Raw genomic sequence first — 14268 nt, 5'->3', positions numbered from 1 at the left:
GCCGTTTTTTGAGCTTTGAGGCCGGATTCCGGCCGCCCGGGCCGTGGCCTCCGGGCATTAGACTTGGGGCGGGTCGGATGCTACAGACCGGCCCGGCCCGACCGGGCCCCCGCGCACATTTCGCGCTCTGGAGACGATATGGCAGTTCAGGAATCGAAGCGGCGCGTCGCGCTGATCACCGGTGTGACCGGGCAGGATGGCGCCTATCTCGCCGAATATCTGCTCGGCCTCGGCTACACCGTGCATGGCATCAAGCGGCGGTCGTCCTCGTTCAACACCGCCCGGGTCGATCACCTCTATCAGGACCCGCATGTCGGCAATGTGCCGTTCCTGATGCACTACGGCGACATGACCGATTCGACCAATCTGATCCGCCTGATGCAGCAGATCCGGCCGACGGAAGTCTACAACCTTGCCGCGCAGAGCCACGTCGCGGTCAGCTTCGAGAGCCCGGAATACACCGCCAATGCCGACGCGATCGGCGTGCTGCGCCTCTTGGAGGCGATCCGCATCCTCGGCATGGAGAAGGAGACGCGGTTCTACCAGGCCTCGACCTCGGAACTCTACGGTCTGGTCCAGGAAGTGCCGCAGAAGGAGACCACGCCGTTCTACCCGCGCTCGCCCTATGGGGTCGCCAAGCTCTACGGCTACTGGATCACGGTGAACTACCGCGAGGCCTATGGCATGTTCGCCTGCAACGGCATCCTGTTCAATCACGAGAGTCCGATCCGCGGCGAGACCTTCGTGACCCGCAAGATCACGCGTGGCGTGGCCCGAATCGAGGTCGGCCTCGAGGACACCATCTATCTCGGCAATCTCGAGGCCAAGCGCGACTGGGGCCATGCGCGCGACTATGTCGAGGGCATGCACATGATCCTGCAGGCGGATAGCCCCGACGATTTCGTGCTGTCGACCGGCGAGACCCGTTCGGTGCGCGAGTTCGTCGAGCTGGCATTCGGCGAGGTCGGCCGCAGCATCGAATGGCGCGGCACGGGCGTCGAGGAGATCGGCGTCGACAAGGCGTCCGGCAAGACGGTGGTGCGCATCGACCCGACCTATTTCCGCCCGACCGAGGTCGATCTTCTGATCGGCGACGCCAGCAAGGCGCGCGCCAAGCTCGGCTGGAAGCCGAAGACCCCGTTCGCGCAGCTGGTGAAGGAAATGGTCGCCGGCGATCTCGCCGAGGCCCGACAGGACGCCGCCAATGGCAAACGCTCCGTTTGAACTGAAGGGCAGGACGGTCTTCGTCGCCGGCCATCGCGGCATGGTCGGCTCGGCGCTGATGCGCCGGCTGGCGCGTGAGGGCGCGGACCTCCTGACGATCTCGCGCGGCGAGGTCGACCTGCGCAACCAGGCCGCGGTCGACGCCTGGTTCGCCGCCAAGCGGCCGCAGGCGGTATTCCTCGCCGCCGCCAAGGTCGGCGGCATCGTCGCCAACAACACGCTGCGCGCCGAATTTCTCTACGACAACCTCGCGATCGCGACCAACGTGATCCAGGCTTCCCACGCCAATGGTTGCGAGAAGCTGATGTTCTTCGGCTCGTCCTGCATCTATCCGCGGCTGGCGCCGCAGCCGCTGCGCGAGGATTCGATGCTGACCGGCCCGCTGGAGCCGACCAACGAGCCCTATGCGATCGCCAAGATCGCCGGCATCAAGATGGCGGAAGCCTATCGCAGCCAATACGGCTCCGACTTCATCAGCGTGATGCCGACCAACCTCTATGGCCCCGGCGACAATTACCACCCCGAATACAGCCACGTCGTTGCCGCGCTGATCCGCCGCTTCCACGAAGCCAAGCTGTCGGGCGCGAACAATGTCGTGGTCTGGGGCACCGGTACGCCGCGGCGCGAATTCCTCTATGTCGACGATCTCGCCGACGCCTGCATCCATCTGATGAAGACCTATTCCTCGCCGGAACTGGTCAACATCGGCACCGGCGAGGACATCACCATCGCCGAATTCGCCCGCGTGGTCGCAGCCGCCGTCGGCTATCGCGGCGGGATCAGTTTCGACACCTCGCGCCCCGACGGCACGCCGCGCAAGCTGCTCGACGTCGGCCGGCTCGCCAAGCTCGGCTGGCGCGCGACGACCTCGCTCGAGGACGGCATCAAGCTCGCGTATCAGGCCTATCTCAGCGAAACCAAGCAGGCGGCGGAGTAGGGCGCAGCTCTCTCCCCCCTTGAGGACTTGTAGCCCGCATGAGCGAAGCGACATGCGGGAGACCTCCCGGGTATCGCTTCGCTCACCCGGGCTACGGCTGCCCTCTCCACCTCGTCATTGCGAGCGAAGCGCAGCAATCCATGTCGCCACTTGCGGAGTGGTGGATTGCTTCGTCGCTTCGCTCCTCGCAATGACGGCTCAGGTCACGACCGGGCCGCCATCCGCGGCGGCTTCTTCGCCAGCTCGGTCGCCATCGCCGAGATCAGCGGCTTCATGAAGAAGGCATCGTTCGCTGGATAGATATCGGTGCGCAGGCCAAACGCCTTCAGCTCGTCCGACACCACGGGCCCGACGGAGGCGATCGGCGTCTGCTGCAGCCCGTCGCGCAACTGCGGCTCGCAGCCATGCGCCTTGGCGACATCCATCAGGCGGCGGACCTGGCCCGAGCTGGTCAGCGCGATGGCGTCGATGCGGCCCTGCGCCATCTCCGCGATCGCGGTGACGATGTTGGCGTCGGCGGCCTGCGCGTCGTAGACGTAGGGCAGCACCGTATCGACCTCGGCGCCCTGCGCCTTGATCGCGCCGATCAGCGCCGCGTGGTCCTTGTCGGGATAGAGCTGCAGGCCGAGGCGGTGGCCGTTCAGGTCGAGCTTGGATAGCATCTCGGCGACGCCCTCCGAGGTCGGCTTCTCCGTCGTCATCTGCGGCTCCAGGGCGATCTCGCGCAGCGCGCGGCCGGGCTTCGGGCCGCGAGCGAATTTGCGCGCCTTGGCGAGGCTGCCAACAAACTCCGCCTCAAGCCCGATCCGGCGCACCACCTTCATCAGGCGGCGCAGGCCCTCGCCAGTCATCAGCACGAGGTCGTCGAGCGGCCGGTCGACGGCGCGGCGGATCCAGGCCTCGATCGGTGCCGGGTCGGGCGCGTCATGAATGGTGAACATCGGGCATTGCACGACGTCCGCGCCCTGCTCGGCGAGCAGGCGGGAGAACTGCGCCTCCTCGCGGGTTTCGAGGATCAGGATGCGGTAGCCGTTGAGCCGGTCAGCCATGATGGTGCCCTAACAAACATTGTCGTCATTGGTTCGATTTGAGCCCTGCGGCGGGATTGGCGCAAGGCCGCAGGCGGTGATAGACGAGGGCCGAAATTCGCCGTTCCGCGCATCTGCTCAAATGCTGGTCAATCTGCATGCCCGACCGTCAATTCGTCCTCACTTTGTCCTGTCCGGATCGCCCGGGAATCGTCTCGGCGGTCTCGACCTTCCTCGCCCATAACGGCCAGAACATCCTGGACGCCCAGCAGTTCGACGACATCGAGACCGGCAAGTTCTTCATGCGCGTGGTGTTCACGGCGGCCGATCTCGCGGTCGAGCTGGCGGCGTTGCAGACCGGCTTTGCCGCGATCGCCGAGCGCTTCGCAATGGACTGGCAGATGCGCGACCGCGCCAGCCGCCGCCGGGTGATGCTGCTGGTCTCGAAGTCCGATCACTGCCTGGTCGATATCCTCTATCGTTGGCGCACCGGCGAGCTCGAGATGATCCCGACCGCCGTCGTCTCCAACCATCCGCGCGAGAGCTATGGCGCGCTCGATTTCGGCGACATCCCGTTCCACTATCTGCCGGTGTCCAGGGAGACCAAGCGCCAGCAGGAGGACGCGGTGTGGAAGCTGGTCCAGGATACCAACACAGATCTCGTGGTGCTGGCGCGCTACATGCAGATCCTGTCCGACGAGATGTCGGCGCGGCTGAGTGGCCGCTGCATCAACATCCATCACTCGTTCCTGCCGGGCTTCAAGGGCGCCAAGCCCTACCACCAGGCCCATGAGCGTGGCGTCAAGCTGATCGGTGCCACCGCGCATTACGTCACCAGCGATCTCGACGAGGGCCCGATCATCGACCAGGACGTCGAGCGCATCAGCCATCGCGACACCCCCGAGGACCTCGTGCGCAAGGGCCGCGACATCGAACGGCGCGTGCTGGCGCGGGCGATCCGCTACCACCTCGCCGACCGCGTCATCCTCAACGGCCGCAAGACCGTGGTGTTCGTCGATTAGCGCGGGGCAGTCTGCGAGGTCGCGGCCGGCGCGGCCTTGGGATCGTCGCCGCGCTCTGCGGCCGGCATCAGCCGCTTGCGCTCGCGCTCCTTCATGAAGGCGTCGTATTCCGGCGTGCCCTGTCGCGGTGGCGCATCCGCGGGCAGGCCGCCTGCCCAGGCGGGAATGTAGTCGGCCATGCCGGCCGAGAGTTTTTCATTGACCGAGCTGCATCCGCCGAGTGCGCAGGCTGCGAGCACCAGGACGGTCATGACGGGGATATGGCGGGTAATCGTCAGCATCGGAGAACGATAGAACCGTAATCTTTAAGGATGATGGATCTAGGGCACGAGCGTTCGGCTGCAATTGTGCTTGTTTGTTGACATCGCAAGTTCGTTTGTACAATCGTACAAATCACGCGACGGTCAATTCCAACCTGCGAAGCCGGCGGCCGCGCGGTTTCAGTGTCTCCGGGGGCGTTCTGCTCGCAGATCGTTATCGGTAGTAAAATACCGGAAGGTGTTGGCCGATCGCGCGCCGGCCGCGGCCCTCGCCCATCGTCCGATTGACAATGGGGCTGCGGACGACGCCATGTCGCCTTGCGGCCCCGCCGCAAAGAAGATGGGGTAACGTGAGGCAAGGGCCGGGGACTCGGTTCGCCTCGGAAGGGGGAGAGGGACGTTCATGTACAATCGTCGCAAAATGTTGCTGTGGGCCGCCACGACGGTCTCGGTTGCCGGGTTTTGCGCCATGCCGGCATCCGCGCAGGAGACCGTGAAGATCGGGCTGATCGTGCCGATGACCGGCGGCCAGGCGTCGACCGGCAAGCAGATCGACAACGCCGTCAAGCTCTACATGCAGCAGAAGGGCGATACCGTCGCCGGCAAGAAGATCGAGGTCATCCTCAAGGACGACGCCGCGGTGCCCGACAACACCAAGCGGCTCGCCCAGGAACTGATCGTCAACGACAAGGTCAACTTCATCGCCGGCTTCGGCGTGACGCCCGCCGCGCTCGCCGCGGCGCCGCTGGCGACCCAAGCGAAGATCCCGGAAGTGGTGATGGCGGCCGGCACCTCGATCATCACCGAGCGCTCGCCCTATATCGTGCGCACCAGCTTCACGCTGGCGCAGTCCTCCACCATCATCGGCGACTGGGCGATCAAGAACGGCATCAAGAAGGTCGCGACCCTGACCTCCGACTACGCCCCGGGCAACGACGCGCTGACCTTCTTCAAGCAGCACTTCACCGCCGGGGGCGGCGAGGTCGTCGAAGAGGTCAAGGTGCCGCTCGCCAACCCCGACTTCGCGCCGTTCCTGCAGCGCATGAAGGACGCCAAGCCCGACGCGATGTTCGTGTTCGTGCCGGCTGGGCAGGGCGGCAACTTCATGAAGCAGTATGCCGAACGCGGCCTCGACAAGAGCGGCATCAAGGTGATCGGGCCGGGCGACGTCATGGACGACGATCTGCTCAACAACATGGGCGATGCCGCGCTCGGCGCGGTCACCGCGCACCTCTACTCGGCCGCGCACCCCTCGCAGATGAACAAGGATTTCGTCGCCGCCTACAAGAAGGCGTTCGGCAACCGCCCGGGCTTCATGGCGGTCAGCGGCTATGACGGCATGCACCTGATCTACGAGGCGCTGAAGAAGACGGGCGGTGATACGAACGGCGACAAGCTGGTCGAGGCGATGAAGGGCATGAAGTGGGAGAGCCCGCGCGGCCCGATCTCGATCGATCCCGAGACCCGCGACATCGTGCAGAACATCTACATCCGCAAGGTCGAGAAGGTCGACGGCGAGCTCTACAATGTGGAATTCGCGACCTTCGAGGCCGTCAAGGATTCCGGCAAGACCAAGAAGTGACGCTGCTGCCGTCATTCTCGACGCGTGCCGCATCTTGTGCGTCATGCCCGGCCAAAAGCGCGAAGCGCGTCTTCGCGCAGATGTGCCGGGCATCCAACGTCTTTCCCGCGGCGTGCGAGGAAGACGTGGATGGCCGGGACAAGCCCGGCGATCACGATTTCCTCGCGCGCGACGTGATGGCATCCTCTCGGTTAAGCTGACCCCATGGCTTCCATCCTCACCAACCTGTTCGACGGCGTCGCCTACGGCATGCTGCTGTTCGTGCTCGCCTGCGGGCTCGCGGTGACGCTCGGCCTGATGAACTTCGTCAACCTGGCGCACGGCGCCTTCGCGATGGCCGGCGGCTATATCTGCGCGGTGCTCGTGAACAATTCCGGCTGGCCGTTCTTCGCGGCGCTGCCGCTCGCCTTCGTCGCCAGCGCCGCGATCGGCGTCGCGCTGGAGCGGACGCTGTACCGCCATCTCTATACCCGCAGCCATCTCGACCAGGTGCTGTTCTCGATCGGGCTCGTCTTCATGTCGGTCGCGGCGGTCGACTACATCATGGGATCGTCGCGGATCTTCATCAAGCTGCCGGCCGCACTGGAGGGCCAGCTCAGCCTGTTCGGCGTCGGCATCGGGCGTTACCGCCTGATGATCGTGGTGATCTGCGGGCTGCTGACGCTGGCGCTGCAATTGATCCTGGCCAAGACCCGGTTCGGCAGCCGCCTGCGCGCCGCGGTCGACGACCCGCGTGCCGCCATCGGGCTCGGCATCAACGTGCCGCAGGTGTTCGCGTTCACCTTCGCATTCGGCAGCGGCCTTGCCGGTCTCGGCGGCGCGCTGAGCGCGGAGATCCTCGGGCTCGATCCGTACTTTCCGCTGAAATTCATGATCTACTTCCTGATCGTCGTGACGGTCGGCGGCTCCTCCTCGATCACCGGGCCGTTCCTGGCCTCGCTGCTGCTCGGCATCGCCGACGTCGCCGGCAAGTATTACGTGCCGAAGATGGGTCCGTTCGTGATCTACACCGTGATGATCGTGATCCTGCTCTGGCGCCCGAACGGCCTGTTCGGCCGCACCGCGGCGCGATGATGAGCCCGCCATGACCGCGCTGTCCGACGTCTCGACCCACGCGAAGGCCGGTGCGCGCTGGCGCGTCAGCGAGGTCGCGTTCTGGGTGCTGACGCTGGCCTGCGCTTTCCTGTTTCCGTCGCGCTATCTGATCATGACCGACATCGTGCGGCTGGCGCTGTTCGCGCTGTCGCTCGACCTGATCCTCGGCTATGCCGGCGTCGTCTCGCTCGGCCATGCCGCGTTCTTCGGGGTCGGTGCCTATTCGGCCGGTTTGCTGGCGCTGCATGGCATCATCAACGAGCCGGTCATCGCACTCGTCGTCGCCGGGCTCGTCGCGGCGGTGCTCGGCTTCCTGACCAGCTTCCTCGTCATCCGCGGCGTCGACCTGACGCGGCTGATGGTGACGCTCGGGATCGCGCTGCTGCTGGAGGCGCTGGCCGAGCGCTTCTCCAACATCACCGGCGGCACCGACGGCCTGCAGGGCATCGAGATGCAGCCGATCCTCGGCCTGTTCGCCTTCGACATGTTCGGCAAGACCGGGTTGTTCTATTCGCTGATCGTGCTGTTCATCCTGTTCCTGCTCGCCCGCCGCGTGGTGCATTCGCCGTTCGGCCTGTCGCTGCGGGCGATCAGGAACAATCCGCTGCGCGCGGCGGCGATCGGCATGCCGGTCAATCGCCGCCTGATCGCGATCTATACGCTCGCCGCGTTCTATGCCGGGATCGCCGGTGCGCTGTTCACCCAGACCACGGCGCTGGCCTCGCTCGACGTGTTCGCCTTCGAGCGCTCCGCCGACCTGATGCTGGTGCTGGTCATCGGCGGCACCGGCTATCTCTATGGCGGGTTGATTGGCGCGGTCGTGTTCAAGATGCTGCAGGAGCTGTTTCAGAGCATCACCCCGCAATACTGGCTGTTCTGGATCGGCCTCGTGCTGGTCGTGATCGTGCTGGTCGGCCGCGAGCGCATCCATCGCTGGGTGCTGTTCGTGCCGAACCTGGTCATCCGCCAGTTCGCCGGCCGCAAGGCTGTGGTCGCCGTGCCCGAGAGGGACGCGCCATGACGATTGCGCTCGAAACCCGCAACCTCGAAAAATCATTCGGCGGGCTTCGCGTCACCCGCGATCTGTCGCTCCGGGTGGCGCGGGGCGCGCGCCATGCGCTGATTGGGCCGAACGGCGCCGGCAAGACCACGGTCATCAACCAACTCACCGGTGTATTGAAGCCGAACAGCGGCCGCATCCTCCTCGAGGGCAGCGACATCACCGATCTTGCCGTGCACAGGCGGGTGCTGCGCGGCCTGTCGCGCACCTTCCAGATCAACCAGCTCTATCCCGAACTGACGCCGCTGGAGACCATCGGCCTTGCGGTCTCCGAGCGGATGGGCCACGGCGGCGACTGGTGGCGGCGGATGGGGACGCGCGACGACGTCAACGCCGAGGTCGCCGGAATCCTGTCGCGTTTCCATCTGCTCGACGTCATGACCGAGCTCACCTCGACACTGCCCTACGGCAAGCAGCGCCTGCTCGAGATCGCGGTCGCGATCGCCGCCAGACCGCGCGTCTTGCTGCTCGACGAGCCGGCCGCCGGCGTGCCCGAGAGCGAGCGTCACGACATCCTTGCGGCCGTCGCCGCGCTGCCGCGCGACGTCACCGTGCTCCTGATCGAGCACGACATGGACCTCGTGTTCTCTTTCGCCGACCGCATCTCGGTGCTGGTCAATGGCGGGCTGCTCACCGAGGGCGCGCCCGACGAGGTCGCGCGCGATCCGCAGGTCAAGGCGGTCTATCTCGGCGAGGCGGCCCATGCCTGATCTGCTCACGATCAAGGGCCTGCGCGCCGGTTATGGCGAGGCCGTGGTGCTGCCCGACATGTCGCTGTCGCTCGCCGAAGGGCAGGTGCTGGCGCTGCTCGGGCGCAACGGCACTGGCAAGACCACGCTGATCAACTCGATCGTCGGCATCGTCAGGCGGTTCGCCGGCAGCCTGTCGCTCGCGGGCCTCGATATCACCGCGCTGCGGCCGGACCAGCGCGCCCGCGCCGGGATCGGCTGGGTGCCACAGGAGCGCAACATCTTCCGCTCGCTCACGGTGGAAGAGAACATGACGGCGGTGGCGCAGCCCGGGCCGTGGACGGTCGAGCGGGTGTACGAGACGTTTCCGCGGCTGAAGGAGCGCCGCGGCAACTTCGGCAACCAGCTGTCGGGCGGCGAGCAGCAGATGCTGGCGATCGGCCGTGCGCTGACCCTGAACCCGAAGGTGCTGCTGCTCGATGAGCCGACCGAGGGGCTGGCGCCGATCATCGTTGAGGAATTGTTAAAGGCGATCGGAACCATCACGCGGGCCGGCGGCATCTGCTCTATCATCGTCGAGCAGCACGCGCAAAAGATTCTGGGGCTCGCCGACCGCGTTGTGATATTGGAACGCGGCACGATCGTGCACGACGCGCCGAGCAGCGCGCTGAAGGCCGATCCGTCGGTCCTGGAGCGCCATCTCGGCGTCTCCGGGACGAAACTGCACTAGAGACACGTTAGAGGCAAAATCAGAAACGTCCGGGAGTTGACTATGCAGCGAACCAAGCCTCCGTTCCGTGCCGACGAGGTCGGCAGCCTGTTGCGTCCGCCGAAGATCAAGGAGGCCCGCGCCAGGCTGGAGAAGGGCGAGATCTCGGCCGACGAGCTGCGCAAGGTTGAGGACATGGAGATCGAGAAGGTCGTGCACAAGCAGGCCTCGCTCGGTCTGAAGCTCGCGACCGACGGCGAGTTCCGCCGCTCCTGGTGGCATTTCGATTTCCTCAGCCATCTGACCGGCTGCGAGCTGTTCCATCCCGACACGGGCATCCAGTTCGCGGGCGTGCAGACCCGGCACGACGCGATCAGGGTGATCGGCAAGCTCGACTTCTCCGACCGGCACCCGATGCTCGATCACTTCCGCTTCCTGAAGAAATGCGCCGACCAGGCTCACGTCACGCCGAAGATGACGATCCCGTCGCCGGCGGTGCTGCACTTCCGCGGCGGCCGCAAGCTGATCTCGAAGGAGGTCTATCCCGATCTCGAGGAGTTCTATCAGGACCTCGGCAAGACCTATCGCAAGGCGGTGAAGGCGTTCTACGATGCCAGCTGCCGCTATCTGCAGTTCGACGACACCGTGTGGGCCTATCTGTGCTCGCAGGAGGAATTGCAGAAGTCGCGCGAGCGCGGCGACAATCCCGACGGCTTGCAGGAAATCTACGCCCGTATCATCAACTACGCGATCGCCGAGCGCCCCGCCGACATGGTGATCACCACCCATGTCTGCCGCGGCAATTTCCGCTCGACCTGGATTTCCTCCGGCGGCTACGAGCCGGTGGCCGAGACCATGCTGGCTGGCACCAATTACGACGGCTACTTTCTCGAATATGATTCCGACCGCGCCGGCGGCTTCGAGCCGCTGCGTTTCCTGCCGAAGGGCAACAAGGTCGTGGTGGTCGGCGTCATCACCTCGAAGTTCGGCGAGCTCGAGAAACGGGACGACATCAAGCGGCGGCTGGATGAGGCGGCGAAGTTCGCCCCGCTCGAGCAGCTCGCGCTGTCACCGCAATGCGGCTTCGCCTCGACCGAAGAGGGCAACATCCTCTCCGAGGACGAGCAGTGGGCCAAGCTGCGGCTCGCCGTCGAGATCGCGAACGAGGTGTGGGGGAAATGACGCGCTGCCGTCATTTCGGCATGGCGCGAAGCGTCGCACTCATTCACCGCTGTCATCGCCCGGCCCGTGCGCAATTGCGCACATGGACCGGGCGATCCGGTACGCCGCGGCCTTTCGGTTCAATCACCCTCGCCTCTGGAATACTGGATCGCCGCATGCGCGAGTGATGACACCGAGCAAGTTGAACAAGCAAGCCCCTAAATGACGGCGCTAAACGCGCCGTCACTTCTCCGCCAGAAAGACCTCGCCGAGCAGCGAGGAGTTCGACCACGGCACCTGCTTGCCCTTGGTGGCTGCGACCACTTCGGCGCGGACGCGGGTCAGCATCTGCTGCACCTCGAGGCCGGGCGTGCCGATGTGACGCGACAGCGCGGCCGAGAACGGGCTGTTGGCGCCTTCGCCGTCCAGCGCGACCTGGCCCGGCGCGGTCGCGAACGCGATCAGCGTGCCGGCGCCGAGCGTCGAGCCGGTGCCGAGCGAGGTCGGCGCGGCAAGGCCGGGCGATCCGCCCTCGATGCCGCGGCTGGCGCCCGCCGACGCCAGCTGCGGCGCCATCGGATTGTTGCGGCAGGCATCGAGGATCAGGATGTTGGTGCGGATCTGGTCGTCGAGGCCGGCGGTGATGGTGTCCATGTCGACCATCGCATCGGTCGTGCGGCCGTCGGCCTTGAACGCGACGTCGACGGGCACGAGGTAGTTGCGGCCGTCGACCTGCACGCCGTGCCCGGCGTAATACACCACCGCGATCTGCGAGCGTGCCGCCTCGCGCAGGAAATCGCGGATCGTCCGCTGCATGGCCTCGCGGTCGAGGTCGAGGCCTTCCGAGACGGTGAAGCCGATCTCGCGCAGGCTCTTGGCCATCGCCCGCGCATCGTTGGGCGGATTGGGCAGCGCCTTGACATGCGCGTAGCTGCCGTTGCCGATCACCAGCGCAACGCGGCGGCTGCCTTCCACAGCCTTTGCCCGCGCGGGCGGCGGAGCCGGTTCGGCGGCCGGCGCAGCCGGCGAGGCCGGTTGGCTCGCGTCGGCGGCTGACGTTGCCCCCTTGCGCGGCACGGCGGCTTCCTCCAGCAGCGAGAGCCGCACCTTGGCGGTGGCCTGGTTGGCCTTGCTGCCGGCATCAGAGGCGCGGCCTTCGAGCGCGGCGGCATAGTCCTGCCTGGCGCGCTCGGCGTCGCCCTTCGCCTCATAGGTCAGGCCGCGCTGGGTGTAGGCCGAGATCAGCACGCTGCCGGGCGGCGTCATGATATTGACCGGCGCCTTCGCCTTCGCCAGCCGGATCGCCTCCGTGGTGTCCGATATCGCGCGATCGGCATCGCCCCTGGCGCGCCAGATCACCGCGCGGCTGATCAAAGGCTGCGGCAGCGAGGGGTCGATGCGGATCGCCTCGTTGATGTCGGCGAGCGCACCAGCGAGATCGCCAAGCGCCTGTTTGGAGCTGCCGCGGTTCTGATAGGAGAAGGCGGACTTCGGGCCGGCCTTGATCGCGGTATCATAGTCGGCGATCGCCTTGGCGTAGTCGCCCTTGCTGCGATACGCGTTGCCGCGGTTGTGGAAGATGATGCCGCTCGGCGGTCCCATCCGCAGCGCGTCGTTGAAGTCTGATATCGCGATGTCGTACTCGCCCTTGTCGAAATAGGCTGAGCCGCGCAGATTGTAGACGGCTGTGCTGGGCTTGAGGCGGAGCGCCTCGGTGGCGTCGGCGATCACTTGCGGATAGTTGCCCTTCTTGTTCCAGCCGACTGCGCGCCAGAAATGGATGGTCGCGAGCTTCTCGCCGGAAAACACCTTCAGCGCGATGATCTTGGTGCAGGCATCGATCATCTGGTCGGCCGGCGTGGTCTCGGTGGTGCAGAGTGGGCCAAGCTGCGCACGTGACTGGGCGAGGCAGGGGGCTGCCCACAGGATGGCGGCAAGCAGGCAAGAGATCATGAGCAGGCGGCGCATGGAGCATCCAAAGGGCAAACGGTTGTAACGGCCGGGTCACGACAAGGCGTTCGGGAGATTGTTTGTGATTGGATCCCAGATGGGGGTTCAATTGGTGGGAAAATGGTGCTAAGAGACGTTCGAACTCGGCTCCTGCCCACTTTTGTCCCACTCGCCGCCGTTCATCACTGGCTCCATGAAGAACGACGAAATCCTCAGCGAGATCACGGACTTCTGCCGGCGCTCGGACATGGCCGAGACGACGTTCGGCCGCCGGGCGGTCAACGACGGCAAGCTGGTGCACCGCCTGCGCGAGGGCAAGCGCATCACCATCGACACGCTCGACCGCATCAACGCCTTCATCGCGGCGTCCACCCCGGGCGGAGTGACGCCGCCGCGCGGCCTCGTGGTGCCGCCGGAAAAGCGCGACCCCAGGGGCAATTTCCGCTTCTTCGAGAACCGCCAGCGCTATTTGCTGTTCGTCCATACCTGCAGCGAGAAGCGGGTGATCGCCGACCGCGTCGCGCTGGAATTGTCGGCGATCCAGCCGCGGCCGCCGGCGCTCAGGGTGTTCGATGCCGGCATCGGCGACGGCACGGTGCTGGCGCGGGTGCTGCGGGCGATGCACGGCCGCTTTCCTCATATGCCGTTCTATGTCGCCGGCAAGGAGTTGAGCGTGGAGGACATCCGCCTCACCCTCGACAAGGTGCCGGACCGCATCGTGGAGCATCCGGCAAGCGTCTTCGTGTTCACCAACATGTACTACGCCGAGGCGCCCTGGCTGACACCACGGGCGAACGCGGCCGCCGCCAGCATGATCTGGCACGAGGTGCCGTTGCGGGGCGCCGCCTCCGGTGACTTCGAGGCTCAGATCGCGGAGCTCGGCCCGTTTCTGGAGCAGAACTGGCGTGCCAATATCAGCCCGCGAACCGCGATGCCGATCTATGAGCGGCCGGTGGCGCTTGTGCTGTACCGGGACGATCACCGCTTCCTGCTCGATGGCATCATCCCGCGGGCCGGCCGGACCGAAGCCAATTTCGACCTTGTGATCGCCTCGCAGCCCTATCGGGCCAAATCTTCGGTGAATTTCCGGGCCAAGCGCATCATCGCGCCGCTGGCGCGCGCCCTGCGCGGCGGCGGACGGCTGATAGGAATCCACTCCCACGGGCACGATCCGGGGCTTGAAATCATTCAAGCCGTCTGGCCCGGGGAAAATCCTTTCGCCGTCAGCCGCCATGAGATATTGCGCGCCGTGAAGTACGAGCTGGGCGCCTCCGGGCGCGACCTCAACTTCAATGCCTACGCGGATAACCGCTCGATCTTTCGCTATGCTATGGAGGCGCTGCCCAATGAGGTGACCGGCTCGATCGGAACCTCCACGGCCTTTGCAGCCTGGAACGCGGCGGTGTATGTCGCGCAGATTGAAGACGACCGGCTGACGGAAATGACTGATAGCGCTCGGACCCTCGATGCAACCCGAGAGGTTCTGCGCAAACACAACGGGCTTTGGTTTTACGACGAATCCTACGTCATCTCGCGTCGTCGCGACTGAGA

General features: G+C 65.7%; 13 protein-coding genes. 10 read left to right on the top strand and 3 right to left on the bottom strand.

Annotated elements, in window-relative coordinates:
• The first annotated feature begins 138 nt into the window (after positions 1-138).
• Together gmd and fcl are read left to right on the top strand one after the other, a co-directional pair.
• Positions 139-1224, top strand: a complete 1086-nt coding sequence (gene gmd / locus J6500_RS07765) for a GDP-mannose 4,6-dehydratase (protein ID WP_225712097.1) — start codon at positions 139-141, stop codon at positions 1222-1224.
• Positions 1205-2161, top strand: coding sequence for a GDP-L-fucose synthase (gene fcl / locus J6500_RS07760; RefSeq protein WP_283842895.1), 957 nt, complete (start codon positions 1205-1207; stop codon positions 2159-2161). Before gmd ends, fcl begins: the two co-directional genes overlap by 20 nt.
• Positions 2162-2364: 203 nt before the next feature.
• Here fcl and J6500_RS07755 read toward each other — a convergent pair whose 3' ends face one another.
• Complete coding sequence (locus J6500_RS07755; RefSeq protein ID WP_225712096.1) at positions 2365-3210, bottom strand: uroporphyrinogen-III synthase; 846 nt, start codon at positions 3208-3210, stop codon at positions 2365-2367.
• A gap of 137 nt (positions 3211-3347) precedes the next feature.
• Between J6500_RS07755 and purU the strand changes: the two genes are divergently transcribed.
• Complete coding sequence (gene purU / locus J6500_RS07750; protein ID WP_225712095.1) at positions 3348-4211, top strand: formyltetrahydrofolate deformylase; 864 nt, start codon at positions 3348-3350, stop codon at positions 4209-4211.
• Here purU and J6500_RS07745 read toward each other — a convergent pair.
• Complete coding sequence (locus tag J6500_RS07745; protein ID WP_376707767.1) at positions 4208-4492, bottom strand: hypothetical protein; 285 nt, start codon at positions 4490-4492, stop codon at positions 4208-4210. The two genes, purU and J6500_RS07745, sit on opposite strands and share 4 nt — an antisense overlap.
• Positions 4493-4874: 382 nt before the next feature.
• Between J6500_RS07745 and J6500_RS07740 the strand changes: the two genes are divergently transcribed.
• From J6500_RS07740 to J6500_RS07715, 6 genes are all read left to right on the top strand, one after another.
• Positions 4875-6053, top strand: a complete 1179-nt coding sequence (locus J6500_RS07740) for an ABC transporter substrate-binding protein (protein ID WP_225712094.1) — start codon at positions 4875-4877, stop codon at positions 6051-6053.
• A gap of 204 nt (positions 6054-6257) precedes the next feature.
• Positions 6258-7127 (top strand): branched-chain amino acid ABC transporter permease, encoded by an 870-nt coding sequence (locus J6500_RS07735; protein ID WP_225712093.1) that lies wholly within the window; start codon positions 6258-6260, stop codon positions 7125-7127.
• A gap of 10 nt (positions 7128-7137) precedes the next feature.
• On the top strand, positions 7138-8169 hold the full coding sequence (locus J6500_RS07730) for a branched-chain amino acid ABC transporter permease (protein ID WP_225712092.1): 1032 nt from the start codon (positions 7138-7140) through the stop codon (positions 8167-8169).
• Positions 8166-8918, top strand: coding sequence for an ABC transporter ATP-binding protein (locus J6500_RS07725; protein ID WP_225712091.1), 753 nt, complete (start codon positions 8166-8168; stop codon positions 8916-8918). The genes J6500_RS07730 and J6500_RS07725 overlap by 4 nt, the downstream gene beginning before the upstream one ends.
• Complete coding sequence (locus tag J6500_RS07720) at positions 8911-9627, top strand: ABC transporter ATP-binding protein (RefSeq protein ID WP_225712090.1); 717 nt, start codon at positions 8911-8913, stop codon at positions 9625-9627. Before J6500_RS07725 ends, J6500_RS07720 begins: the two co-directional genes overlap by 8 nt.
• A 42-nt stretch (positions 9628-9669) precedes the next feature.
• Entirely contained in the window at positions 9670-10788 is a 1119-nt protein-coding gene (locus J6500_RS07715) for a cobalamin-independent methionine synthase II family protein (RefSeq protein ID WP_225712089.1), read from the top strand.
• A 222-nt stretch (positions 10789-11010) separates the two neighbouring features.
• Here the strand turns inward: J6500_RS07715 and J6500_RS07710 are convergent, their stop codons facing one another.
• Positions 11011-12735 carry a caspase family protein gene (locus tag J6500_RS07710; RefSeq protein ID WP_225712088.1) on the bottom strand — a complete coding sequence of 575 codons (1725 nt, stop codon included), beginning with the start codon at positions 12733-12735 and terminating at the stop codon, positions 11011-11013.
• 175 nt (positions 12736-12910) lie between these two features.
• Here J6500_RS07710 and J6500_RS07705 point away from each other — a divergent pair, with 175 nt between their 5' ends.
• Positions 12911-14266: a carbonic anhydrase gene (locus J6500_RS07705; protein ID WP_225712087.1), complete on the top strand. Its 1356-nt coding sequence runs from the start codon at positions 12911-12913 to the stop codon at positions 14264-14266.
• Positions 14267-14268: the final 2 nt, after the last annotated feature.

Origin of the sequence: Bradyrhizobium semiaridum, assembly GCF_020329505.1 — a bacterium.
Lineage (GTDB): Bacteria > Pseudomonadota > Alphaproteobacteria > Rhizobiales > Xanthobacteraceae > Bradyrhizobium > Bradyrhizobium semiaridum.
The sequence above is the reverse complement of the archived record's forward strand: the minus strand, read 5'-3'. Positions and strand labels throughout refer to the sequence as shown.